The sequence below is a fragment of the Streptococcus parasanguinis CC87K genome, assembly GCF_000507765.1.
In the GTDB taxonomy this organism is placed as follows: Bacteria; Bacillota; Bacilli; order Lactobacillales; family Streptococcaceae; genus Streptococcus; species Streptococcus parasanguinis_J.
The window spans coordinates 438322-461314 of record NZ_KI669401.1; the positions used below are offsets into that span (position 1 = coordinate 438322).

A 22993-nucleotide genomic window follows, 5' to 3' on the forward strand; every position below is an offset into this window, starting at 1 on the left:
GCGATCGTATTTATATGAATCTTAAAAAAATGATGCAAGGCTTGGTTTTCTTTTTAACCAGCCTTCTTGTCTTTGTCTTTCTATTTCGTGCTTTGCTACCAACTGCATCTCTTCGCATGACCAAGCCCAAAACAGCTGCGAAAGAAATCACCTATACTTATGTAGCTCTAGGAGATTCACTAACCGAAGGAGTAGGAGATAGCACCAAGCAAGGGGGCTTTGTGCCCATCCTTGCCCAAAGCCTGTCCAATGAAAATGACGGCCAGTACCAACCTGTCAACTATGGAGTAGCTGGAAATACAAGCGCTCAGATCTTAGATCGGCTTAAGAAGCAAACAGATCTTCAGAAGGATCTCAAAAAGGCGCGTGTCATGACCTTAACAGTTGGCGGAAATGATCTGCGCAAAGTCGTTGTCGATCATCTGAGTGATTTTTCTCTATCAGATATCCAAAAGCCACTCAAGAGTTATACAGCGAACCTCAAAGAAATTATTACAAAGGCCAGAAAGGACAATCCCCATCTTCCCATTTATGTAGTGGGGATCTACAATCCTCTTTACCTGAATTTTCCTGAATTAACCAGTATCCAGACGGCAGTAGATCGTTGGAATGAGACGACGGAAGAAACCATCGCGCAATTTGATCAGGTCTATTTCGTTCCGATCAATGATCTGCTCTATAAAGGAATTGATGGCCAAATGGGCGTATCAGAAATCAGTGACGGGAAGACAACCGTTATCAATGATGCCCTGTATGAAGAGGATAGTTTTCACCCTAACAATACGGGCTATGAAAAGATGAAACAAGCAATATTGGAGAAAATCAATGCCACGAAGAAAACTTGGAGTCAAAAATAATCCCATCAAAGAGAAGGTCCCCTTCCTTCAAAAAATCAATATTTGGAAATGGTTGTTTTTAGGCTTGGTCAGCCTTCTCTTAGCCTTTGCTTTAGTCGTGCAAGGACGCTTAGCGACGCCAAGAGAAGATGTTAGTCAGCTTCATCAAGCAGTTGGAACCAAAGATGTCAAAGTTGGAACCATGACAACGACTCGGGATCAACTCAATGATACTATCAAATCGCTACTGAAAAAATATAAGCTGTCCGACTACAAGGTCTATGCGGACAATCAGCAAATCCTATTAGAAGGGCAGTTGAGTCTCTTAGGAAAGGAGTATCCCTTATATATTTACTTTCAACCATCCAAATTGGAAAACGGGAATATTCTCTTGACGGTGAAGGATTTTTCAGTCGGAACCTTTCAAATTCCACAAAAGATGGTTTTGCGACTTTTAAGCAAAAATAAAAATATCCCAGATTTTATCCAGATTTCTCCAAAGGAGTCTACCATTACCATTGTACTACCAAAAATTGACAATGATTTTGGAATTTACGTCAAGGCCAATACCATTGATCTCTATAATGACAAGATCGTTTTTGATTTGTATCAGAAGAAGTAGGGCGAAAGAGGCTATTCAAATTGAATTCACAATCATCTTAAAAAATTTCCTTAGGTTCAATAATTCCGAGTGCTAGAAACAATAGTGTTTCTAGCACTTTTCTCATGACGGGAAGTTTCTAAGATGACTATATCCTCAATCTAACTAGAACTGAAAGCTTTATTTTGTTTCTGTTCAAAAAATTCAGAATATTACAGAAAATTCTTGACATTGCTTTTTCCCTATGCTAAAATACTAAACAAGACATTGAACAAAGGAGAAAGTCAAACATGAAAACAGCTAAGTTTATTCAATTTGCTTTGTTGTTGAGGTATAAGGGCTAGTGCAGAAGCATTAGTCCTGTTTGGCTTACCAAGCGGGCAAAAACATCTCGCTTGGTTAACCGAGTGAGATGTTTTTCTTTATATCCACTACATAAAAATGAGGAGACCCTATGCGTAAAGTTGAATTTTTAGATACCAGCCTTCGGGACGGTGAACAGACTCCAGGAGTTAATTTCTCTATCAAAGAAAAAATTGCCATTGCTAAACAATTGGAAAAATGGGGTATTTCTGCTATTGAAGCAGGTTTTCCTGCAGCTAGTCCTGATTCCTTCACGGCTGTTCAAGAGATTGCCAAGGTCTTGACCAAGACAGCCGTGACAGGTTTGGCTCGCTCCGTTAAATCCGATATCGATGCTTGCTATGAAGCCTTGAAAGACGCCAAATATCCACAAGTTCACGTCTTTATCGCAACCAGTCCGATTCACCGGGAGTTTAAACTCAACAAGACCAAGGAAGAAATTCTTGAAGCCATTAAAGAGCACGTTTCATATGCGCGTTCAAAGTTTGAGGTTGTGGAGTTCTCGCCAGAAGATGCGACACGGACCGAATTGGATTTCCTCTTGCAAGTCGTACAGACTGCGGTCGACGCAGGGGCTAGCTACATCAATATTCCTGATACAGTCGGTTTCACGACACCAGCAGAGTATGGCGCGATTTTCAAATACTTGATTGACCATGTCAAGACGGACCGCGAGATTATCTATTCCCCTCATTGCCATGATGATCTAGGAATGGCGGTGGCAAATAGCCTCGCTGCTGTCAAAAATGGAGCCCGCCGCGTGGAAGGGACCATCAATGGGATCGGTGAACGGGCTGGAAATGCAGCGCTTGAAGAAGTAGCGGTCGCTCTTAATATTCGCGAAGACTATTACCAGGTGGAAAGTCCGATTTTGCTCAATGAAACCATCAATACTTCTGAGTTGGTTTCTCGTTACTCTGGAATTCCAATTCCTAAAAACAAGGCGGTTGTTGGTGGAAATGCCTTCTCACATGAGTCTGGGATTCACCAAGATGGAGTCCTTAAAAACCCTCTTACCTATGAAATCATCACCCCAGAGTTGGTGGGTGTCAAGAGCAATAGCCTCCCTCTTGGAAAATTATCTGGTCGCCATGCCTTTGTCGAAAAACTGCATGAGTTGGGACTGGAATTCACAGAAGAAGACATCAAGCCATTGTTTGCTAAATTCAAATCTTTGGCAGACAAGAAACACGAGATCACAGATGCCGATATCCGCGCCCTTGTTGCCGGTACTGCAGTGGAAAATCCAGAAGGATTCCAATTTAATGACCTCCGCTTGAGCACCAATGCAGACGAAACGATTACAGCAGCGGTTAGCCTCAGCAATGAAGAAGGGGAAGTGCTTGAATTCCTTGCCAATGGTCAAGGGTCGGTTGAAGCCATCTTTAATGCGATTGATAAATTCTTCAACCAAACTGTTCGCTTGACTTCTTACAATATCGATGCAGTGACTGATGGGATCGACGCCCAAGCCCGTGTCTTGGTATCGGTGGAAAATGTCGATACAGATACGATCTTCAATGCCTCTGGTTTGGACTTCGACGTATTGAAAGCCTCTGCCATTGCTTATATCAATGCCAACACGCTGGTTCAAAAAGAGAATGCGGGTGAGATGGGACGAACTGTCTCCTACCGTGATCTTCCACAAGCCTAAGAGGAAATGAACATGACAAAGAAAATTGTAACACTTGCAGGAGATGGGATTGGCCCTGAGATCATGGCTGCTGGACTAGAGGTCCTCGCAGCCGTCGCTCCCAAAATCGGCTTTGATTATAGTCTAGAAGACAAACCTTTTGGGGGTGCTGGGATTGATGTCGCTGGCCACCCACTTCCTCAAGATACTCTAAAAGCAGCTAAAGGAGCGGATGCTATTCTTCTCGCAGCTATCGGGAGTCCGGAATATGACAATGCTCCTGTTCGTCCAGAACAAGGCCTGCTCGCTATTCGCAAGGAGTTAAATCTCTTTGCCAATATTCGTCCTGTACGGATTTTTGACGCCTTGAAACACTTGTCTCCTTTGAAACCCGAGCGTATCGAGGGTGTCGACTTCGTGGTCGTGCGTGAATTGACAGGTGGGATTTACTTTGGAGAGCATATCTTGAAAGAAGATACAGCACGCGATATCAATGATTACAGTGCAGAAGAAATCCGTCGGATTATGCGCCAGGCCTTTAAGATTGCGCAAGGACGTGGTAAGAAAGTGACCAGTATCGATAAGCAAAATGTCCTTGCAACTTCTAAATTGTGGCGCCAAGTGGCAGAAGAAGTTGACAAAGAATTTCCAGATGTGACTTTAGAGCACCAGCTTGTCGATAGTGCGGCCATGATCATGATTACCAATCCAGCCCGCTTTGATGTTGTAGTGACAGAGAATCTATTCGGAGATATCTTATCTGATGAATCGAGCGTCCTTCCAGGAACACTAGGCGTGATGCCATCTGCTAGTCATTCTGACCAAGGACCAAGTATGTACGAACCAATTCATGGTTCAGCACCTGATATTGCTGGTCAAGGCATTGCCAATCCGATTTCCATGATCCTGTCCGTTGCTATGATGCTCCGAGACAGTTTTGGAGAAACAGCAGGTGCAGAAATGATCGAAGAAGCTGTCAATCAAACCTTGAATCAAGGAATCTTGACACGGGATCTAGGTGGTCAGGCTTCTACTGCAGAGATGACTGCAGCCATTATTGAGAATCTCTAAGATGACATGGAGAGATCGCTGTTTAGTTGTTATTGCTATTTGGAATAGTATCGTATTTCTGACCTATGGTTTAGATAAACGAAAAGCTATCCAAAAGAGGTGGCGGATTCCTGAAAAGGTCCTGTTACTTGAGAGCTGGCTGCTTGGTGGATTCGGAGCTCTACTAGGTGGATATCTCTTTCACCACAAGGTGCGGAAATGGTATTTTCAAGCTACCTGGTGGGGCAGTAGCCTTCTTTTAGCAGGTGCCCTCTTTCTAATCCTTCAATGGATTTCCTAACAAGAAGATAAATGGAGAAAGACGATGAGTGGAAAATCTATCTTTGATAAACTTTGGGACCGCCACGTGATTACAGGAGTGGAAGGGCAACCCCAACTCATGTATGTGGACCAACACTACATCCACGAAGTGACGAGTCCCCAAGCCTTTCAAGGATTACGGGACGCAGGACGCAAGGTCCGACGACCTGATTTAACCTTTGGAACCTTTGATCACAATGTTCCAACGGTCAATATTTTTGATATTCGAGATGTGATTTCAAAAGCCCAGATTGATAAATTAGCTGAGAATGTGGTGGACTTTGGGATTGATCATGCTGCCCATGGTTCTGCCAAGCAAGGAATCGTTCATATGGTGGGCCCTGAAACCGGTCGGACCCAGCCTGGAAAATTTATTGTCTGTGGAGACAGCCACACCGCCACCCACGGAGCCTTTGGTGCCATAGCCTTTGGGATTGGAACCAGTGAAGTGGAGCATGTCTTTGCCACCCAAACCATCTGGCAAGTCAAACCAAAGAAAATGTTGGTTGAATTCACTGGAACCCCACAAAAAGGGATCTATTCAAAGGATTACATCCTAGCTTTGATAGCGCGCTACGGTGTTGCTTGTGGAGTTGGCTATGTCGTAGAGTATCGGGGAGAAGCAATTGATCGCTTGACCATGGAAGAACGCATGACCATCTGCAACATGTCGATCGAGTTCGGATCCAAAATGGGGATCATGAATCCTGATGAGACGACCTTTGACTACCTCCGAGGACGTGAATGTGTGCCAGATGATTTTGAGGCCGCAGTAGCTGATTGGAAGACTCTGGTTAGTGATGACGATGCCGTTTATGATAAGGTCATCCGTATGGATGTATCTGATCTTGCTCCGATGGTGACTTGGGGAACCAACCCTTCAATGGGAGTGGACTTTGAGACTCCGTTTCCAGAGATACGAGACATGAATGATGAACGGGCTTATCATTATATGGATCTCGAACCTGGCCAAAAACCAGCAGACATTGAATTAGGCTATATCTTTATCGGTTCTTGTACCAATGCGCGTCTCAGCGATTTGGAGTTGGCAGCCAAGTTTGTGAAAGGCAAAAAAATTGCGCCCAACTTAACTGCTATTGTGGTACCTGGCTCTCGTCCGGTTAAGCAAGCCGCCGAAAAATTAGGCTTAGACAAGATCTTTATGGATGCGGGCTTTGAATGGCGTGATCCAGGATGCTCTATGTGTCTAGGAATGAACCCAGACAAGGTTCCAGATGGGGTCCATTGTGCCTCTACTAGCAACCGGAACTTTGAAGACCGCCAAGGATTTGGGGCTAAAACCCATCTCTGTAGCCCAGCAATGGCCGCTGCAGCAGCAATCGCTGGTCGCTTTGTCGATGTGCGCCAAATGCCAGAAGTCGAGTAAAAGGAGGAATCATGGAGAAATTTACCATTTATACAGGAACAACCGTTCCTTTGATGAACGATAATATTGATACCGACCAAATCCTCCCCAAGCAATTCTTAAAGTTAATTGATAAAAAAGGTTTTGGGAAATACCTCATGTATGCTTGGCGCTATTTGGATGACCAATATACTGAGGATCCAGATTTTATCTTTAACAAGCCAGAATACCGCAAGGCAACCATTTTGATCACTGGTGACAATTTTGGGGCTGGTTCCTCTCGGGAGCACGCAGCCTGGGCTTTAGCTGATTATGGCTTTAAAGTCGTTATCGCTGGATCTTTCGGAGATATCCATTACAATAATGAGCTCAATAATGGCATGCTGCCGATTGTCCAACCACTAGAGGTTCGTCAAAAATTGGCAAGTTTGAAGCCGACAGATCCAGTGACGGTGGATTTGGAAGAGCAGAAGATCATCTCGCCTGTTGGAGAGTTTCACTTTGAGATCGATCAAGATTGGAAACACAAATTGCTCAACGGCTTGGATGATATCGGGATTACGCTTCAGTACGAAGACTTGATTGCAGCTTATGAGAAGAACCGGCCAGCTTATTGGCAACGATAAAATTGTATACTTAATTACGAATTTTCTGAAAATATATTGAATTTGAGACTGTTTTTTGATACAATACTAAAAAGAATAGAAAAGGAAAGAGACTTATGACAAAACACATTCAATGGGACGGACAACTTTCACAAGAAGGATTTGACATTCTTAAAGGAGAGGGTGGCTGTATCGTCTGCCCTACCAAAGTTGGCTACATCATCATGACCAGTGACAAGGCTGGCTTGGAACGGAAGTTTGAAGCCAAAGAACGCAACCGCAACAAACCAGGTGTGGTTCTCTGCGGAAGCATGGATGAACTTCGTGCCCTTGCGCAATTGAATCCTGAAATCGAAGCTTTCTACCAAAAACATTGGGATGAAGATATCTTGCTTGGTTGTATCCTTCCTTGGCGCGAAGATGCTTATGCAAAATTGCAAGCTTTCGGAGATGGACGTGAAGAACTCATGACAGACGTTCGTGGAACCAGCTGTTTTGTCATCAAATTTGGTAAAGCTGGTGAGCAAATCGCCAAAGAAATGTGGGAAAAAGAAGGCAAGATGGTCTATGCTTCATCCGCAAACCCTTCAGGGAAAGGAAACCGCGGGAAAGTCGAAGGAATCGGTGAGCGCATCGAAGGTGCTGTGGACTTGGTTATCGAAGCTGATGATTATGTAGCTTCTATCCAACCAGACAAAACAATTGAAACGCGCTATGAACAAGGTGTGATGGTTTCTATGGTGGATGCAGAAGGTAAACTGATCCCAGAACAAGGAGCAGGCAGCCGTTCTGTCAATACTTGTCCAGTCGTCATCCGTAAAGGATTGGATATCGATAAGATCATGATGCACTTATCCGATCATTTCAACTCTTGGAACTACCGCCAAGGGGAATATTATTAAGAAACAGAAAAAAGCATTCCATTTGGGATGCTTTTTTTGTAAAATGAGAAAGATGGTATAATAGAGACAAACGATGTTCCAATAGAAAGGGAATTGGTATGATCTCCAGAAAAGCATTTATCGATAAAGTAAATCAGGAAGGTTTTTCCTTCAACATCCAAATCCCATGGTGGTGGTATAAAGACTTCAAGGTATTGGTTTGGAAAAAAAGGCTCTCTGAGGAGCAACTCTATCAGATCTTTCTTTCACTTTGTAGGGAGATAGAAGACCGGAGAATGCAAGCCATAGCGGATAAGAGGAAGTTTCAGACAGGATTTTATGTCGCTGCATGCAATGGTCGCGAGTTTCGCTTTGAGTTTGTATTCAAAAAGAATCAACAACTAAGAGTTTATAATCTATTTGAGACAGTCAATGGTCGTAAGAAACTTACCCTGATGGACCTGCTTGATTACATAATGGATTGACTGTGTATAGAAACAATAAGGGTTCGCTAAAGATTGATAAAAGAAAGAGTGGTTCTATGATTTCAAGAGATGAATTTTTAGAAAGAATGAATCGGGAGGGATTTTCATTTAGCATTGAAATCCCGCGCAGAAATTTTTCGGATTTTAAATCATTGGTTCGGAGAAGAAGAATTTCAGAAGAAGACCTCTATCAGCTGTTTTACAACTATTGTCAGGAGCTAGAAAACTGTCTAAAAGAAGCAGGAGAGAAACGACGCTTGCTCTTCAATAAATTTCCAGTTAGCCCTGTTCATGATAAATATAAAACAAAATTTGATACAGTGGCACCGAATGGACGCGAATTCCGCTTTGAGTTTGTCTTTAGCAATGACAATCGTTTAAAAGTTTATCACATGATCGAAACTGTTAATGGTCGTAGGAGAAAAACTCCTATGGAAATATTGATGGACTTAGTCGATGCTTTATAGTGGATATTGATTTAAGAATGATAAATTGCAAGAATAAGTGCAACATTTACTTGACCTCATCCTCTAGAGCTTCACAAGCAGTTCTGTAAGCTAAACATTTTTGTGGTCGGTGATTGATATCATATAAGGCTTTGTTCAATGCCTCATCAGAAATAGTGGCTAAATCTGTTTTCTTTGGGATATATTCTCTTAGTAAGCCATTTACGTTTTCATTGCTTCCTCTCTGCCAGGAAGAATAGGCGTCCGAAAAGAAAAAGGGAATTCCTAAGTTCTCTACCAGAGGATGATGGTCTTCTCCATCCTTCTTTGAGTCTCTTTAATAAGGACTAGGCTAGAGGGGCTAAACAATTTTTCTATATCTTTTATTCGATGCAAAACGATCTTTCCTGTTTGATCGCTTAACAGCTAGTAGTTATAGAACTACGGTTTGGAAATAGACAAAAGATAAAATTACTCTATTTTTGCGATAGAGACCTTTTTTATAAGTAGGGGTTGAACCGTAAAGTTAGAATATGGTAGTAGGAGTTTTCTAACTGGTTGAAATTTGGTACACTAGAGCTATGAAGATAGAAGATACTATTAAAAAAGCGATCATTTTAGGGGCTACAGGAGGGATTGGCCGGCAGCTAGCGAAAGAACTGGCAAGAAGTCTGGATTATCTGGTCTTAGTGGGTCGAGATGCTGATAAACTCTCCCAAGTCCAAAAAGAACTAACTGGGAGAAAGGCGCAACTGTCAATCCTAACATTAGATATGCTAGATCAATTGGCTCTAGAAGCTTTTGTAGAGAACCTAGATGCAGATCTTCTTGTCAATTGTGCGGGATTAGCCTATTTTTCCCGTGGAAGTGACCTTGATTCAGCCAGTGAGCAAGACCTCTGGCAAGTCAATTACCATGCTCCGGTCCAACTAATTAAGCAGTTAGTGCAGAAGAATCAGAAGATCCACTTGGTCCAGCTGTCATCTCTGGCTGCTCTTTTTCCTCATCCCTATCTAGCAGCCTACAGTGCCAGTAAGGCTGCCTTGCAGACCTACACTCTTGCTCTCCAGGAGGAACTGAAGCAATCAGATTCCCCGATACAGCTAGGTCTCTATATTCTTGGACCAGTCCAAACAGGTATTTTTCCTCCTAAACTAGTAGAAGCATTGGGAGGCAGTCGCTTGCAGATGAAGCCTGAGAAAGTCGCTCAGCAGTTGATTCGATTCATAGAAAGAGATACTTCCTATGCGATTATCGGCCTTCGCTATCGCTTGCTAGTTTGGCTAGGTCCTCTGCTTCCCCAAAGATGGATTATTCGCCTCCTTGCAAGGTATTTACGAAAGGGATTTAATAGATGAAATTTGTATTTATTTTTTTAGGCGTTTCTTATCTTCTCTTATTTCTCGTCCGTTGGTTGCTGTCCTTTACTTATTATAAAAAAGGTCAGGCTCATTCTGCTGATTTCCCAGAAGAGCTTTTTACAGTGGTCCAACCCATTCTCTCTGGTGATCCTCGTTTAGAGAGTGATTTGCGGGCTAATCTTCAGCAAACAGAAGCAGTGGAATTCTACTGGTTGATTGACCAGTCTGATACAGAAGCCCAGCGAGTAGCAGATCAGATTTGCCAAGCGGCTTCCTTTGCCCAACGCATTCGAATCTTTCTCATTGAAGACGTCCCTCAAGGGATTAATCCCAAGAGTTACAAGATTGAGCAGGTTGTAGAGGAGCTGTCCCGGCCTTATCTGATTGTTTTGGACGATGATAGTGTGATTGATTTTTCTAAAATGGGGGAGCTGACTACCTATCTAGGTCAAGAGGTCATACTGACAGGTATTCCCTATAACCAAGAAAGAAGTAATTTCTGGTCCAAGCTGGTTGCAGCATTCGTTAATGGCAATTCCTTTATTACCTATTTTACCATGGCATTAGTTGAAGCGAATCACTCCATTAATGGGATGTTTTATATCCTACCGGTAGAACTTGCAAAAGATCAGGGGCTCTTCACAGCGATTAAGGACTATCTATGTGATGATTTAGCTGTGGCCGATTTTTTAAGGAGTAAAGGAGTATCCATTATCCAAACGCAGGTTACCTGTAATGTTCGAACCACTATCAAAAACGCTAAGCAATACCTGCTCCAGATGAAGCGGTGGCTTCTCTTTAGCTCTATCTATCTCAAAGAACACCTGGACTGGAAGGTCTTTTGCCTCATAGGTTTACCGAGTTTTCTACCTCTTCCAGGTTTGATCTTAAGTATGTTTTTAGGTTGGCCTTATCTTCTTCTAGCCTTAAGCTTACTGGTATTCAAGGCAGTTTGGATGCTTCTCTATCGACAAAGCATTCTAACCAATCGCTTACACTTGGATGAAGTCACCTACGAAGTGCTGAATGATCTCCTGCTTCCTTGGCTGTTTGTCTATGTTCTAATGACACCTCCTGTGATTCATTGGCGGGGGCGGAAGATTCGAGTGACGGATGGAAAGATTCGTTATGAGTAAGATGAAGTCCTATCTAGACCGTTTGTCTGCTTTATCTCTTGATCAGACTATGCTAGACTCTGATCGCTTGGTTCTCTTTCTTAGTGGGAGCAGTGATGTCACTTGTGCCGGGCTGACAGCTGGGCAGTTAGATCTCCTCCATGCTATTTGTCCTTCTGGTTACTCAGTAGTAGCCAGCAATTTTCCCTTCAATCAAGATTTTGAACATATAAAGTCTCCTCAAGTATCCCTCTTGTTGCCTGCTACATCAAATGTTATCTACTATTGGCATACGATTTTGAACTTTCGTTTCCAAAAGTTGTTACAGGAGCACTTGTCTCCCTTGTTGGAAGCGCAGGAAGTAGTGCTTGTTTGTAAGAGTTCAGGGGTCAATATGCTGACCCAGTGGCTCAGAAGTTTAGGGAATCAGGTCACCCTTCTAAGATTGCGCGTGATAGCGCTTGGCCCGGTTTCCCAGCTTCTCTTAAATCAAAAAGAACTAGAGCTACTGGTCATCAAAGGAAAGAAAGATCCTTATTCATGTATTCTGGATCACCACTCAGCGGATATTCAAGTGGATACAGATCATTATAGCTATGAATACAGAGAAGATGTGAAAGGAATCATCTATGACTGGATTAGAAAAAGTGATAAAAATCGATGTGATTAGCGTTCCCTTTAGTGGGCATTTGTTTCCAACCTTGACCCTGGTGAAACCCTTGCTGGAGGATCCGCGTTTTCAGATCCGTGTTATTACAGGTTTTCAGAAAAAGGCATTGGTTGAGCAGATTGGTTTTGACTGCCTTGCCTTGTTTCCTGACCGACCGACAGTGATGGAAGATATAGCCAATACAGCCAAGCAAGCAAATCTATTGATCATGTACCAACAATTAATGGACAATAGCAGACTGGTCCCTGAGGTTTTCCACGAAATAAATCGAATTTGGGAGGTTGAAGGAAGACCAGACTTGGTTATTGCAGATTTTGTAGCAGCTCCTGCAGGTATGTTAGCTGATCGTTTGGAAATTCCCTGGATTACGACCATTCCAAGTCCAGTAGCGATTGAAAGTCGCACGACAACCCCTGCATATCTGGGAGGCTGGAAACCGCATCAGGGCATCTTCTATAAGTGGAGAGATGTACTAGGCAGGAAAGTCATTCGTTTGGCAAAGAAGGTTGGATTTGCGCTGGTTAAGAAGAATCTCGATACCCTAGAGGGGTTAAAATTGTATCGCGAAGACGGGACAGAAGCGATCTATTCTCCCTATTCAATCTTGGCTCTGGGCATGAAAGAGTTGGAGTTTCGAGACGATTTTCCATCCCAGCTTAAATGGGTTGGTTATCGCTGTCTATCTTTTGACCGACTTCCTCAAGAGCAGAAGCAGTATTTCACTAGCTCTAATAAGCGGGTCTTCGTCACTTGCGGGACTCATTTAAAATGGGAAAAAGAGCGGATGGTGGAGTATGCAAAGCTTTTGAGCCAAGAATATCCTGACTATGTCTTTTACGTTACCCTAGGTGACCCTAGTGGTTTGGAGAATCCACCTAGCAAGTTGTCGGAAAATCTTCTGATCTTTGATTACCTCCCTTATTCAGATGTTTTAGATCAAATGGACTTTGCCATTCATCATGCAGGTGCAGGGATCCTTATGGGTTGTATTGATCTTGGGATTCCAAGTTTGATTTTGCCCCAGGACTATGACCAGTTTGACAATGCAGTTCGGGCTGAGTTATTCCAAATAGGTTTGGTCTCTCGTAAAAAAACGGAATCCGAAGTCTTGCGCTTATTTAATGAATTGGTTTCTAGGGAAGATTGGACTCATCTAAAGGTCCTCGCTCAACAAAGCAAGGCTTATCAACCAACAGAGATTCTTTATCAAGAAATAGAGAGACTCTTGAAAGTGAAGTTATAGAGGCCTTTTATTAATGAACATAAAAAAACTAGAGCGCAGGCTCTAGTTTTTTGGTTGTTGATGGGTGATATTCTTTCCCCAAGGGATGAGATTTTCTTTTTTCTCTTTGATCCGTTGGATATTGTCTTTGTGACGAAGAATGATCAAGGTCGCTAAGGCCAAGACAATGACTGTAAAAAGCGGATCATAACCGTGCAAGATCCATCCAGTCAATGGGAGAAGGAGGACAGATAGAATGGCGAGTAGCGCAACGGTAACACTCGAAAATGAGATCATACTGGTTAAATACAGGCTGGCAACAAAATACACAGCTAAAATTAGTAGTAGGATAGGCGAGAAGCCAAGTAAGACACCAGCACTTGTCGCCACTGCTTTTCCCCCCTTGAATCCAGCAAAAATTGGAAAAGTGTGACCTAAAACAGCTAAGAGACCAAAGACCATCGGTGAGATCCCTTGAATTCCGAAGAAAGTCGGAAGGAGAACGGCTAAAGTCCCTTTTAAGAAATCAATCGCAAAGACGATGATCCCAGCTTTCTTCCCTAAAATCCGAAAGGTATTGGTCGTTCCTGTATTGCCCGAGCCATGTTCCCGTAAATTAATATGGAAAAAGATTTTCCCAATCCATAATCCCGAAGGAATGGAGCCTAATAGATAGGCTAAAACTAAAACACTTATTTCTTTTATCATACTTTCATTATAACAAAAAGCTATCAATAGAAAAAGCAATTTTTGGAGTTCAAGTGTGACATCTGAAGAAAGTGCTCAGCCAGTATTTTATACTGAGATATAGAAATCACCATATAAAGAGAAAAAATTTTGCAAAATTTCCTAAAAAACTGTAATATAGAAAAGATGAACAAACAGGAGGTTCCTTGTGGCAAAAAAGGAAATCAATATTAATAATTATAATGACGATGCCATTCAGGTACTAGAAGGGTTGGATGCAGTCCGTAAACGTCCAGGAATGTATATCGGGTCGACCGATGGAAACGGCTTGCATCACATGGTCTGGGAGATCGTGGATAATGCGGTCGATGAAGCCTTGTCTGGCTTTGGCTCACAAATCGATGTTACGATTAATAAAGATGGTTCTCTATCGGTAGAAGACCAGGGACGTGGAATGCCGACAGGAATGCATGCTATGGGCAAACCAACCGTTGAAGTGATTTTTACGGTCCTCCACGCCGGAGGGAAGTTTGGTCAAGGAGGTTATAAGACATCTGGAGGTCTTCACGGAGTGGGATCTTCTGTCGTCAATGCCCTTTCTAGTTGGCTTGAGGTAGAAATTACCCGTGATGGAGCTGTCTACAAGCAACGCTTTGAAGATGGCGGTAAGCCTGTCACTACTCTTGAGAAGATAGGATCGGCTCCCAAATCTAAGACAGGGACCAAGGTCACCTTCATGCCGGATCCAACCATCTTTTCAACGACGGATTTCAAATTTAATACCATTGCTGAGCGGATCAAAGAATCAGCCTTCTTGCTTAAGGACGTGACGCTGACACTGACCGACCTCCGCAAGGAAGAAGACAACCATGTGGCCTTCCACTATGAAAATGGGGTTCAAGATTTTGTAGAGTACTTGAACGAAGATAAGGAAACTTTGACACCTGTTCTCTACTTTAGTGGCGAATCAGATGGTTTTCAGGTAGAAGTAGCCATGCAATACAATGATGGTTACTCAGATAATATCTTGTCCTTCGTAAATAATGTCCGGACCAAAGATGGGGGAACCCACGAGACAGGTCTTAAGACAGCTATTACCAAGGCCATGAACGACTATGCAAGAAAGACAGGACTTCTAAAGGAAAAAGACAAAAATCTGGAAGGATCAGACTACCGCGAAGGTTTGTCGGCTGTTCTTTCAATCTTGGTCCCAGAAGCCCATTTGCAATTTGAAGGGCAAACCAAAGACAAATTAGGAAGTCCCTTGGCTCGTCCAGTCGTTGATAGCATTGTTTCTGATAAATTGACCTTCTTTCTCATGGAAAATGGAGAGTTGGCTTCTAATCTCATTCGTAAGGCTATTAAGGCCCGGGATGCGCGTGAAGCAGCTCGAAAAGCGCGGGATGAAAGCCGAAATGGCAAGAAGAGCAAAAAGGACAAAGGACTTTTATCTGGTAAATTGACACCAGCCCAGTCTAAAAATCCTAAGAAAAATGAACTCTACCTAGTCGAAGGAGACTCTGCTGGCGGTTCTGCAAAACAAGGACGGGACCGTAAGTTCCAAGCGATTCTCCCCCTTCGTGGGAAGGTTCTCAATACTGAGAAGGCCAATATGAGTGATATCCTCAAGAACGAGGAAATTAACACCATGATCTACACCATTGGTGCAGGAGTTGGGGCAGATTTCTCTGTGGAAGATGCTAACTACGATAAGATCATTATCATGACCGATGCGGATACAGATGGTGCCCACATTCAAACCCTTCTCTTAACCTTCTTCTATCGCTATATGCGACCTTTGGTAGAAGCTGGACATGTCTACATTGCGCTTCCTCCTCTTTATAAGATGTCCAAAGGCAAAGGCAAGAAAGAAGAAGTGGCCTATGCTTGGACAGATAGCGAATTGGAAGAGTTGCGTCGGACCTTTGGCCGTGGCGCAACCCTCCAACGTTACAAAGGGTTGGGTGAGATGAATGCGGACCAGCTTTGGGAAACGACCATGAATCCAGAAACTCGTACCTTGATCCGTGTCACCATTGATGATCTAGCTCGTGCAGAACGCCGTGTCTCCGTCCTAATGGGAGATAAGGCTGCACCACGTCGTCAATGGATTGAAGACAATGTTAAGTTTACCTTAGAAGAAAATACGGTATTTTAATTACTTTCTACTATAAAATAAATAAGCCGTAATGTAGGAATGTTAAGGAATCGACATGAGAACTGATACAGAAATGATGACTCTGATCTTGCAGATAGCTGATACTCTGAAAGTAGAAGCAATTGCTTTATCCGGATCCCGAACGAATCCTCAGTCCGTAAAAGATGAGTTTCAAGATTATGATGTGGTCTATATAGTTGATGATCTGGAAGACATGATTTCAGATTTATCTTGGCTAAACCAGTTTGGGAATCGCCTGATTTCACAACATAACGTAGTAGACCACCGTCATCTTTACCTTATGCTCTTTGAAGATGGAAATCGCATTGATTTGACCCTCTGTCCTAAGGAGTATATCCAAGAGTGGGTAGACAGCGAAGCAAATTTTGAAGTTATAAAAGATGACAAAGGTTTGTTTGAATCGTATTTGCCAAGCCCAAAACGCTACTGGACCTGTCCGCCTACTGAAGAGGAGTTTGCGGCTACTTGTAATGAATTTTGGTGGGTATCGGCTTATGTGATAAAAGCTATTCGAAGAAATCAGCTTATTTATGCGACCGATCACCTCTATGGCATTTGTCAGCAAGAACTCCTCAAGGTCTTAGCTTGGCAGGTAGCAAGCGATAGGGGAATAGTTGACATCGGAAAGAACTACAAGCACCTCTTTCACTATTTGCCTGCTGAGAAGGAAAAGGTGTTCTCAGCACTTCTTGATCTATCTAGTATAGAGAAGGTTGGTCAGTCCTTATTCGCTACCATGAGGTTATTCGATGGTGAAGCGCAAGAATTGGCCCAAAAAATGGGGTTTACTTACGATAAGGAAGTAGCAGAGAAAATGATTTCTTATGCTAAAGAGAAACTTTCGAATCATTAATGAATCTATTTTATACTACAGAAAGATGGTTTTGTTACAGAATGTAACTGAATCCTCTTTCTACAAAAGACTACTCAACATTCTTTGAAAGGAGTTGAACACGCCCTAAAAACTGTTTGAAAAAGTAATTTCTCTTGTGAGCATCGCTCACTGCAAGAATTTCCTATTTTCACTTTGCATTTTACGGGCTTTGTATCCTATATGAGTAATATCCAAAATATGTCTTTAGAGGACATCATGGGAGAGCGCTTTGGTCGCTACTCCAAATACATTATTCAAGAACGGGCTCTTCCTGATATTCGGGATGGCTTGAAACCTGTTCAACGGCGGATCCTTTATTCTATGAATAAGGATGGGAATACCCATGACAAGGGCTACCGCAAGTCGGCCAAGTCTGTCGGAAATATCATGGGGAATTTCCACCCTCACGGGGATAGTCCGATCTATGATGCCATGGTCCGCATGTCTCAAGACTGGAAGAATCGTGAGATTCTTGTTGAGATGCACGGTAACAATGGTTCTATGGACGGTGATCCACCAGCGGCTATGCGTTATACCGAAGCGCGTTTGTCTGAAATCGCAGGTTATCTTTTGCAAGATATCGAAAAGAATACAGTGCCATTTGCCTGGAACTTTGACGATACAGAAAAAGAGCCAACTGTTTTGCCTGCCGCTTTTCCAAATCTCTTGGTCAATGGGGCAACAGGGATTTCAGCTGGTTACGCGACAGATATTCCGCCACACAACCTTGCTGAAGTCATCGATGCGGTGGTCTATATGATCGACCATCCATCTGCCAAGGTAGACAAACTCATGGAGTTTTTACCTGGACCTGATTTCCCAACGGGTGCCATTATCCAAGGTCGCGATGAGATCAAGAAAGCCTATGAAACTGGTAAGGGACGGGTTGCTGTCCGCTCTAAGACAGAGATCGAGCAACTCAAAGGCGGCAAGCAGCAAATTGTCGTCACTGAGATTCCTTATGAGATCAACAAGGCCGTCTTGGTCAAGAAGATCGACGATGTCCGTGTCAACAATAAGGTGGCCGGTATTGCCGAAGTTCGGGATCAGTCTGACCGGGATGGTCTTCGCATTGCTATTGAGCTTAAGAAAGATGCCAATGCAGATCTAATTTTGAACTACTTGTTCAAGTACACGGATTTGCAGGTCAACTACAACTTCAATATGGTGGCAATTGACAACTACACACCACGTCAGGTGGGGATTGTACCGATTCTCTCTAGCTACATTGCACACCGTCGGGATATCATTGTCGCTCGCTCGCGCTTTGATAAGGAAAAGGCAGAACGACGCCTCCATATCGTAGAGGGCTTGATCCGCGTCATTTCTATCCTTGATGAAGTCATTGCCTTGATCCGAGCTTCTGATAATAAGGCAGATGCTAAGGAAAACCTCAAGGTCAGCTACGATTTCACGGAAGAACAAGCAGAAGCTATTGTTACCTTGCAATTGTACCGCTTGACCAATACCGATATCGTGACCTTGGAAGAAGAGCATGCCAGTCTCAAGGAGCAAATCGCGACCTTGGCAGCCATCATTGGGGACGAACGGACCATGTTCAATCTCATGAAGAAGGAATTGCGTGAAGTCAAGAAGCTCTTTGGTAATCCGCGTCGTAGTGAATTGCAAGACACTGCTAAAACGATTGAGATTGATACAGCCAGTCTCATTGTTGAAGAGGAAACCTTCGTCAGCGTAACCCGTGCTGGATATATCAAACGAACCTCGCCTCGTTCTTTCAATGCCTCAACACTGGAAGAAGTCGGTAAGCGAGACGATGATGAGTTGATTTTTGTAGAGCCTGCTAAGACCACTCAGCACCTCTTACTCTTTACCAACTTGGGGAATGCCATTTATCGACCAATTCACGAATTGACAGATACCAAGTGGAAGGATATCGGCGAGCACCTCAGTCAGACCTTGACCAATTTCGAGCAAGAGGAAGAAATTCTCTTTGCGGAGATTGTAGATCAGTTTGAGGGAGTCACCTACTTTGCGGCAACTCAACAAGGACAAATCAAGCGCTTTGAACGCAAGGAATTAAGCCCATGGCGGACTTATCGTTCTAAATCGACTAAGTACGCTAAGCTAAAAGACCAAGACGACCGTATCGTAGCAGTTGCACCAGTTGTCCTTGAAGACATCATGATCATTACTAAAAATGGTTACGGGTTGCGTTTCAATATTGAAGAGGTCCCTGTCGTAGGAGCCAAAGCAGCAGGGGTCAAAGCCATTAACCTCAAAGACGGAGATCAAGTTGCTGCCGCCTTTAAGTCGACAACTCCAAGCATGTACATTCTGACTCAACGAGGCAGTCTCAAACGGATGTTACAAGACGATATTCCTGTGACCAGTCGGGCCAAACGGGGACTACAGGTCTTGCGTGAGTTGAAAAATAAACCACACCGTGTCTTTAAGGCAGGTCCAGTCTTCACTGACCAGGGAGATTTTGATCTCTTTACGAGCCAAGAAGAAGTGGCAGAGCAAGATCAAATCCTTCAAATCACTTCCACAACAGGTCAGGTAACAGAAGTTGATTTGACACAATTAAGCATTTCTGAAAGAACAAGCAATGGATCCTTTGTCAACGATACCATTTCGGATCAAGAAGTTTTTTCAGCTACTATCAAATAAAAGAAATTGTCGGTCCGTTCTAGGACTGACTTTCTTTGAAAATAAATTTTCTGAAAATTGAAAATTTCGCTTGAAATTCTCATGAAATGGTGTACAATAGTGTACATAGATTGAGAAACTGAATCGACCTGCAGCAGATCGACAAGGAATAGAAAAAATTAAAAGGAGCACTATCATGACAGTATCACTTGATTGGGAAAACCTTGGCTTTTCATATATGAAATTACCTTATCGCTATTTGGCACATTTTCGCAATGGAGCTTGGGAAAAAGGGGAATTGACAGAAGATGCGACTTTGCATTTGTCTGAATCTTCTCCAAGTTTGCATTACGGTCAGCAAGCCTTTGAAGGGTTGAAAGCCTACCGTACAAAAGATGGAAGCGTCCAATTGTTCCGTCCAGATCAAAACGCTAAACGTTTGCAACGCACGGCAGATCGGTTGCTCATGCCTCAAGTTCCAACAGATATGTTTGTGGATGCTTGTAAGGCAGTGGTGAAAGCCAATGAAGAGTATGTTCCACCATATGGTACAGGAGCTACCCTTTACCTTCGTCCACTTTTGATTGGGGTTGGTGATATTATTGGTGTGCATCCAGCAGATGAGTATATCTTTACCATCTTTGCCATGCCTGTCGGTAACTACTTTAAAGGTGGTTTGGTTCCAACGAACTTCTTGATTCAAGATGAGTATGACCGTGCTGCTCCACATGGTACTGGGGCTGCAAAAGTTGGTGGGAACTACGCAGCTAGTATGTTGCCAGGTAAGATTGCGCATGATCGTAACTTCTCTGACGTGATTTACCTCGATCCAGCGACTCACACCAAGATTGAAGAAGTTGGTTCTGCAAACTTCTTTGGTATCACTGCTAATAACGAATTTGTGACGCCATTGAGTCCTTCTATTTTGCCATCTATCACCAAGTACTCTTTGCTTTACTTGGCAGAACACCGTCTTGGTATGACACCAATTGAAGGGGATGTCTTTATCAATGACTTGGATCGCTTTGTAGAAGCAGGAGCTTGTGGTACCGCAGCTGTCATCTCTCCGATCGGAGGCGTTCAACACGGAGATGACTTCCATGTCTTCTATTCTGAAACAGAGGTAGGTCCTGTCACACGGAAACTCTATGACGAGTTGACTGGTATTCAATTTGGTGATGTCGAAGCGCCAGAAGGATGGATTGTCAAAGTCGATTAAACCGAAAGCATCTGAGACCAAAGTGTCTAGGCTTCAATGAGAACGAGTCTTAACGAAAGAACGCAGTAACTAATGTTTCTCTTCATTCGCTTTTAGGAATAGAAGAGTGCCGAATGACTATTGCGGGGGTGGGATAAAGAAGGAATTACTAACTAAATTCTTTCTGCCCCACTCCCTTTTCTCTTGCGTCATCAAGAGAATTTTTGTAAAATAGAAAAAGTGAAAAGAGGGTTGAAATGAGTAAAAAAGATAAGAAAATTGAGATTCAAATCGTTGATAGTAAAGTAACCGTCGGAAAAGACACTTTTGATGGGTTCACTTTGTCCATTGGAAAGAAAACGATTGGTGAAATTGCAGATATGGCTGGTCAATATGCCATTATCAAAAATGGAAATGTGGATTCTCTTTACAAAAAACTTGAAAAAGCCGTTGAAATTTTGATAGAAAATTATAATTTGAATAAATAAGGGCTTGCAATCATAATAAATCAATGGTATAATAGATCCTGTTGATTTATATGGAGAGATAGCGAAGAGGCTAAACGCGGCGGACTGTAAATCCGCTCCTTCGGGTTCGGGGGTTCGAATCCCTCTCTCTCCATTAGCGTTCATTGTGACGATGATAAAGTGACTGATGTCAGCGCTCTTTTTGGGGTATAGCCAAGCGGTAAGGCAAGGGACTTTGACTCCCTCATGCGTTGGTTCGAATCCAGCTACCCCAGTTCTTAGGTAATATCAGATAAGTGATAAAATATCTATCCAGGTATTTTATTTCTTTATAGGATGAGTCGTTAAAGATTGTAGTTGATCTCATTGCGAGTGCTTGCTTAGGAAAAATAATTATAAGTATGTCAAGTTTTAGAAAACTTGATTGTTGGAGGATTTTTTAGATGAATGAATTTGAAGATTTGCTAAACAGTGTTAGCCAAGTTGAACCAGGTGACGTTGTTACTGCTGAAGTATTGACAGTTGACGCGAACCAAGCTAACGTTGCAATCTCTGGAACTGGTGTCGAAGGTGTCTTGACTCTTCGCGAATTGACAAACGATCGTGATGCTGACATCAACGACTTGGTAAAACCAGGTGAAACACTTGAATTGCTTGTTCTTCGTCAAGTAGTTGGTAAAGATACTGATACAGTAACTTACCTTGTATCTAAAAAACGTTTGGAAGCTCGCAAAGCATGGGACAAATTGGTTGGACGTGAAGAAGAAGTTGTTACTGTTAAAGGAACTCGCGCTGTTAAGGGCGGACTTTCAGTAGAATTTGAAGGACTTCGTGGATTTATTCCAGCTTCAATGCTTGATACTCGTTTTGTACGTAACACTGAACGTTTCGTAGGTCAAGAATTTGATGCTAAAATCAAAGAAGTAGATCCAAAAGAAAACCGCTTCATCCTTTCTCGTCGTGAAGTTGTTGAAGCTGAATCAGCTGCAGCACGCGCAGAAGTATTTGGTAAATTGAACGTTGGCGATGTCGTAACTGGTAAAGTTGCACGTATCACAAGCTTCGGTGCTTTCATCGACCTTGGTGGTGTTGATGGATTGGTTCACTTGACAGAATTGTCACACGAACGCAACGTATCACCTAAATCAGTTGTAACTGTAGGTGAAGAAATCCAAGTGAAAGTTCTTGACTTGAACGAAGAAGAAGGTCGTGTATCACTTTCATTGAAAGCTACAACACCTGGACCTTGGGATGGCGTAGAACAAAAATTGGCTGCTGGTGATGTTATCGAAGGAACTGTTAAACGTTTGACTGACTTCGGTGCATTCGTTGAAGTATTGCCAGGTATCGACGGACTTGTACACATCTCACAAATTTCACACAAACGTGTTGAAAATCCAAAAGATGTTCTTAAAGTTGGACAAGAAGTAACTGTTAAAGTTCTTGAAGTAAATGCTGCAGATGAACGTGTATCACTTTCTATCAAAGCTCTTGAAGAACGTCCAGCTCAAGAAGAAGGCGAAAAACAAGAAAAACGTCAATCTCGTCCACGTCGTCCAAAACAAGAAAAACGCGACTTTGATCTTCCAGAAACTCAAACTGGATTCTCAATGGCTGACTTGTTTGGCGATATCGAATTGTAATATTCAAAAGAGGCTGGGACAAAAGTCCTAGCCTCTCAATTGTTTTTGGATTGTCGAGCAAGACGCAGGGGTTGTGTGGGCTCTACTACGCTGATCTCATCAGCTTTTACAGCCCTACTCAACTGTGCGGAGGTGGGACAACGAAATCGAATTCTAACGAATTACCGATTTCTGTCCCACTCTCTTTTTTACTTGTAAAATTCTCAAGAATTTGATATACTATAACAGTTGCCACCCTTAGTGTAATGGATATCACGTAAGATTCCGGTTCTTGAGATGGGGGTTCGATTCCCTCAGGGTGGAAAGAAGAAAAGGTTGAGAAGTCTCTCAGCCTTTTTATCTTATGTTCATAGCTCAAAAAAAGACTCTCAAATTTG

Annotated in this window: 21 protein-coding genes, 3 tRNA genes and 1 pseudogene; 23 read left to right on the plus strand and 2 right to left on the minus strand. The window is 42.8% G+C overall.

Features of this window, described 5'->3' with window-relative positions; genetic code table 11:
• Positions 1-14: 14 nt before the first annotated feature.
• The 10 genes from HMPREF1195_RS02195 (at position 15) to HMPREF1195_RS02240 (ending at position 8608) form a co-directional block, all read left to right on the plus strand.
• A complete protein-coding gene (locus HMPREF1195_RS02195) occupies positions 15-857 on the plus strand; it encodes an SGNH/GDSL hydrolase family protein (RefSeq protein ID WP_023917992.1) in 843 nt (280 codons plus the stop codon).
• Entirely contained in the window at positions 826-1458 is a 633-nt protein-coding gene (locus tag HMPREF1195_RS02200) for a YpmS family protein (RefSeq protein ID WP_023917993.1), read from the plus strand. Before HMPREF1195_RS02195 ends, HMPREF1195_RS02200 begins: the two co-directional genes overlap by 32 nt.
• 433 nt (positions 1459-1891) lie before the next feature.
• Entirely contained in the window at positions 1892-3454 is a 1563-nt protein-coding gene (locus HMPREF1195_RS02205) for a 2-isopropylmalate synthase (RefSeq protein WP_023917994.1), read from the plus strand.
• 12 nt (positions 3455-3466) lie between these two features.
• Positions 3467-4504: a 3-isopropylmalate dehydrogenase gene (gene leuB / locus HMPREF1195_RS02210; RefSeq protein ID WP_023917995.1), complete on the plus strand. Its 1038-nt coding sequence runs from the start codon at positions 3467-3469 to the stop codon at positions 4502-4504.
• A gap of 1 nt (position 4505) precedes the next feature.
• Positions 4506-4784, plus strand: a complete 279-nt coding sequence (locus tag HMPREF1195_RS02215) for a DUF1294 domain-containing protein (protein WP_023917997.1) — start codon at positions 4506-4508, stop codon at positions 4782-4784.
• A gap of 24 nt (positions 4785-4808) precedes the next feature.
• A complete protein-coding gene (leuC, locus tag HMPREF1195_RS02220; protein ID WP_023917999.1) occupies positions 4809-6191 on the plus strand; it encodes a 3-isopropylmalate dehydratase large subunit in 1383 nt (460 codons plus the stop codon).
• An 11-nt stretch (positions 6192-6202) separates the two neighbouring features.
• The gene (leuD, locus tag HMPREF1195_RS02225) at positions 6203-6796 is read left to right on the plus strand and encodes a 3-isopropylmalate dehydratase small subunit (protein WP_023918001.1); all 594 of its coding nucleotides are present in this window, start codon (positions 6203-6205) and stop codon (positions 6794-6796) included.
• Positions 6797-6891: 95 nt separating this feature from the next.
• On the plus strand, positions 6892-7677 hold the full coding sequence (locus HMPREF1195_RS02230; protein WP_003003291.1) for an L-threonylcarbamoyladenylate synthase: 786 nt from the start codon (positions 6892-6894) through the stop codon (positions 7675-7677).
• A gap of 98 nt (positions 7678-7775) precedes the next feature.
• A complete protein-coding gene (locus HMPREF1195_RS02235) occupies positions 7776-8141 on the plus strand; it encodes a hypothetical protein (RefSeq protein WP_023918003.1) in 366 nt (121 codons plus the stop codon).
• A 56-nt stretch (positions 8142-8197) separates the two neighbouring features.
• Positions 8198-8608 carry a hypothetical protein gene (locus HMPREF1195_RS02240; RefSeq protein ID WP_023918005.1) on the plus strand — a complete coding sequence of 137 codons (411 nt, stop codon included), beginning with the start codon at positions 8198-8200 and terminating at the stop codon, positions 8606-8608.
• 46 nt (positions 8609-8654) lie between these two features.
• On the opposite strand, the pseudogene HMPREF1195_RS10610 reads toward HMPREF1195_RS02240, so the two are convergent.
• Positions 8655-8894: pseudogene (locus HMPREF1195_RS10610) on the minus strand (IS30 family transposase); the annotation flags it as partial.
• A 274-nt stretch (positions 8895-9168) separates the two neighbouring features.
• Here HMPREF1195_RS10610 and HMPREF1195_RS02245 point away from each other — a divergent pair.
• Genes HMPREF1195_RS02245 through HMPREF1195_RS02260 form a run of 4 tightly spaced genes read left to right on the plus strand, consistent with a single transcriptional unit; the run spans position 9169 to position 12976 of the window.
• Entirely contained in the window at positions 9169-9945 is a 777-nt protein-coding gene (locus HMPREF1195_RS02245; RefSeq protein WP_023918006.1) for an SDR family NAD(P)-dependent oxidoreductase, read from the plus strand.
• Positions 9942-11084 (plus strand): glycosyltransferase, encoded by a 1143-nt coding sequence (locus HMPREF1195_RS02250; RefSeq protein WP_023918008.1) that lies wholly within the window; start codon positions 9942-9944, stop codon positions 11082-11084. The genes HMPREF1195_RS02245 and HMPREF1195_RS02250 overlap by 4 nt, the downstream gene beginning before the upstream one ends.
• The gene (locus HMPREF1195_RS02255) at positions 11077-11733 is read left to right on the plus strand and encodes a hypothetical protein (RefSeq protein ID WP_023918010.1); all 657 of its coding nucleotides are present in this window, start codon (positions 11077-11079) and stop codon (positions 11731-11733) included. Before HMPREF1195_RS02250 ends, HMPREF1195_RS02255 begins: the two co-directional genes overlap by 8 nt.
• Positions 11693-12976 carry a glycosyltransferase gene (locus HMPREF1195_RS02260; protein WP_023918012.1) on the plus strand — a complete coding sequence of 428 codons (1284 nt, stop codon included), beginning with the start codon at positions 11693-11695 and terminating at the stop codon, positions 12974-12976. Before HMPREF1195_RS02255 ends, HMPREF1195_RS02260 begins: the two co-directional genes overlap by 41 nt.
• A 42-nt stretch (positions 12977-13018) precedes the next feature.
• Here the strand turns inward: HMPREF1195_RS02260 and plsY are convergent, their stop codons facing one another.
• Positions 13019-13663, minus strand: coding sequence for a glycerol-3-phosphate 1-O-acyltransferase PlsY (gene plsY / locus HMPREF1195_RS02265; protein WP_023918014.1), 645 nt, complete (start codon positions 13661-13663; stop codon positions 13019-13021).
• A gap of 187 nt (positions 13664-13850) precedes the next feature.
• Between plsY and parE the strand changes: the two genes are divergently transcribed.
• The 9 genes from parE (at position 13851) to HMPREF1195_RS02310 (ending at position 22919) form a co-directional block, all read left to right on the plus strand.
• Entirely contained in the window at positions 13851-15800 is a 1950-nt protein-coding gene (gene parE, locus HMPREF1195_RS02270) for a DNA topoisomerase IV subunit B (RefSeq protein ID WP_003007156.1), read from the plus strand.
• A 55-nt stretch (positions 15801-15855) separates the two neighbouring features.
• Positions 15856-16674, plus strand: coding sequence for an aminoglycoside 6-adenylyltransferase (locus HMPREF1195_RS02275; RefSeq protein ID WP_023918015.1), 819 nt, complete (start codon positions 15856-15858; stop codon positions 16672-16674).
• 201 nt (positions 16675-16875) lie between these two features.
• A complete protein-coding gene (parC, locus tag HMPREF1195_RS02280; RefSeq protein WP_037599301.1) occupies positions 16876-19329 on the plus strand; it encodes a DNA topoisomerase IV subunit A in 2454 nt (817 codons plus the stop codon).
• A gap of 175 nt (positions 19330-19504) precedes the next feature.
• A complete protein-coding gene (locus HMPREF1195_RS02285; protein ID WP_023918018.1) occupies positions 19505-20527 on the plus strand; it encodes a branched-chain amino acid aminotransferase in 1023 nt (340 codons plus the stop codon).
• A gap of 236 nt (positions 20528-20763) precedes the next feature.
• Positions 20764-20994: a DUF2969 domain-containing protein gene (locus HMPREF1195_RS02290; RefSeq protein WP_023918020.1), complete on the plus strand. Its 231-nt coding sequence runs from the start codon at positions 20764-20766 to the stop codon at positions 20992-20994.
• Positions 20995-21046: 52 nt separating this feature from the next.
• A tRNA-Tyr gene (locus HMPREF1195_RS02295) sits at positions 21047-21127 on the plus strand.
• Positions 21128-21176: 49 nt separating this feature from the next.
• Positions 21177-21248: transfer RNA gene (locus HMPREF1195_RS02300), tRNA-Gln, on the plus strand.
• A 168-nt stretch (positions 21249-21416) separates the two neighbouring features.
• Positions 21417-22616 (plus strand): 30S ribosomal protein S1, encoded by a 1200-nt coding sequence (gene rpsA, locus HMPREF1195_RS02305; RefSeq protein WP_003011990.1) that lies wholly within the window; start codon positions 21417-21419, stop codon positions 22614-22616.
• Positions 22617-22847: 231 nt separating this feature from the next.
• A tRNA-Arg gene (locus HMPREF1195_RS02310) sits at positions 22848-22919 on the plus strand.
• Positions 22920-22993 lie beyond the last annotated feature (74 nt).

Coding starts and splice junctions, on each gene's coding strand:
- HMPREF1195_RS02195 (WP_023917992.1), top strand. CDS start 15: ATGAATCTTAAAAAAATGATGCAAGGCTTGGTTTTCTTTTTAACCAGC.
- HMPREF1195_RS02200 (WP_023917993.1), top strand. CDS start 826: ATGCCACGAAGAAAACTTGGAGTCAAAAATAATCCCATCAAAGAGAAG.
- HMPREF1195_RS02205 (WP_023917994.1), top strand. CDS start 1,892: ATGCGTAAAGTTGAATTTTTAGATACCAGCCTTCGGGACGGTGAACAG.
- leuB (WP_023917995.1), top strand. CDS start 3,467: ATGACAAAGAAAATTGTAACACTTGCAGGAGATGGGATTGGCCCTGAG.
- HMPREF1195_RS02215 (WP_023917997.1), top strand. CDS start 4,506: ATGACATGGAGAGATCGCTGTTTAGTTGTTATTGCTATTTGGAATAGT.
- leuC (WP_023917999.1), top strand. CDS start 4,809: ATGAGTGGAAAATCTATCTTTGATAAACTTTGGGACCGCCACGTGATT.
- leuD (WP_023918001.1), top strand. CDS start 6,203: ATGGAGAAATTTACCATTTATACAGGAACAACCGTTCCTTTGATGAAC.
- HMPREF1195_RS02230 (WP_003003291.1), top strand. CDS start 6,892: ATGACAAAACACATTCAATGGGACGGACAACTTTCACAAGAAGGATTT.
- HMPREF1195_RS02235 (WP_023918003.1), top strand. CDS start 7,776: ATGATCTCCAGAAAAGCATTTATCGATAAAGTAAATCAGGAAGGTTTT.
- HMPREF1195_RS02240 (WP_023918005.1), top strand. CDS start 8,198: ATGATTTCAAGAGATGAATTTTTAGAAAGAATGAATCGGGAGGGATTT.
- HMPREF1195_RS02245 (WP_023918006.1), top strand. CDS start 9,169: ATGAAGATAGAAGATACTATTAAAAAAGCGATCATTTTAGGGGCTACA.
- HMPREF1195_RS02250 (WP_023918008.1), top strand. CDS start 9,942: ATGAAATTTGTATTTATTTTTTTAGGCGTTTCTTATCTTCTCTTATTT.
- HMPREF1195_RS02255 (WP_023918010.1), top strand. CDS start 11,077: ATGAGTAAGATGAAGTCCTATCTAGACCGTTTGTCTGCTTTATCTCTT.
- HMPREF1195_RS02260 (WP_023918012.1), top strand. CDS start 11,693: ATGACTGGATTAGAAAAAGTGATAAAAATCGATGTGATTAGCGTTCCC.
- plsY (WP_023918014.1), bottom strand. CDS start 13,663: ATGATAAAAGAAATAAGTGTTTTAGTTTTAGCCTATCTATTAGGCTCC.
- HMPREF1195_RS02275 (WP_023918015.1), top strand. CDS start 15,856: ATGAGAACTGATACAGAAATGATGACTCTGATCTTGCAGATAGCTGAT.
- parC (WP_037599301.1), top strand. CDS start 16,876: ATGAGTAATATCCAAAATATGTCTTTAGAGGACATCATGGGAGAGCGC.
- HMPREF1195_RS02285 (WP_023918018.1), top strand. CDS start 19,505: ATGACAGTATCACTTGATTGGGAAAACCTTGGCTTTTCATATATGAAA.
- HMPREF1195_RS02290 (WP_023918020.1), top strand. CDS start 20,764: ATGAGTAAAAAAGATAAGAAAATTGAGATTCAAATCGTTGATAGTAAA.
- rpsA (WP_003011990.1), top strand. CDS start 21,417: ATGAATGAATTTGAAGATTTGCTAAACAGTGTTAGCCAAGTTGAACCA.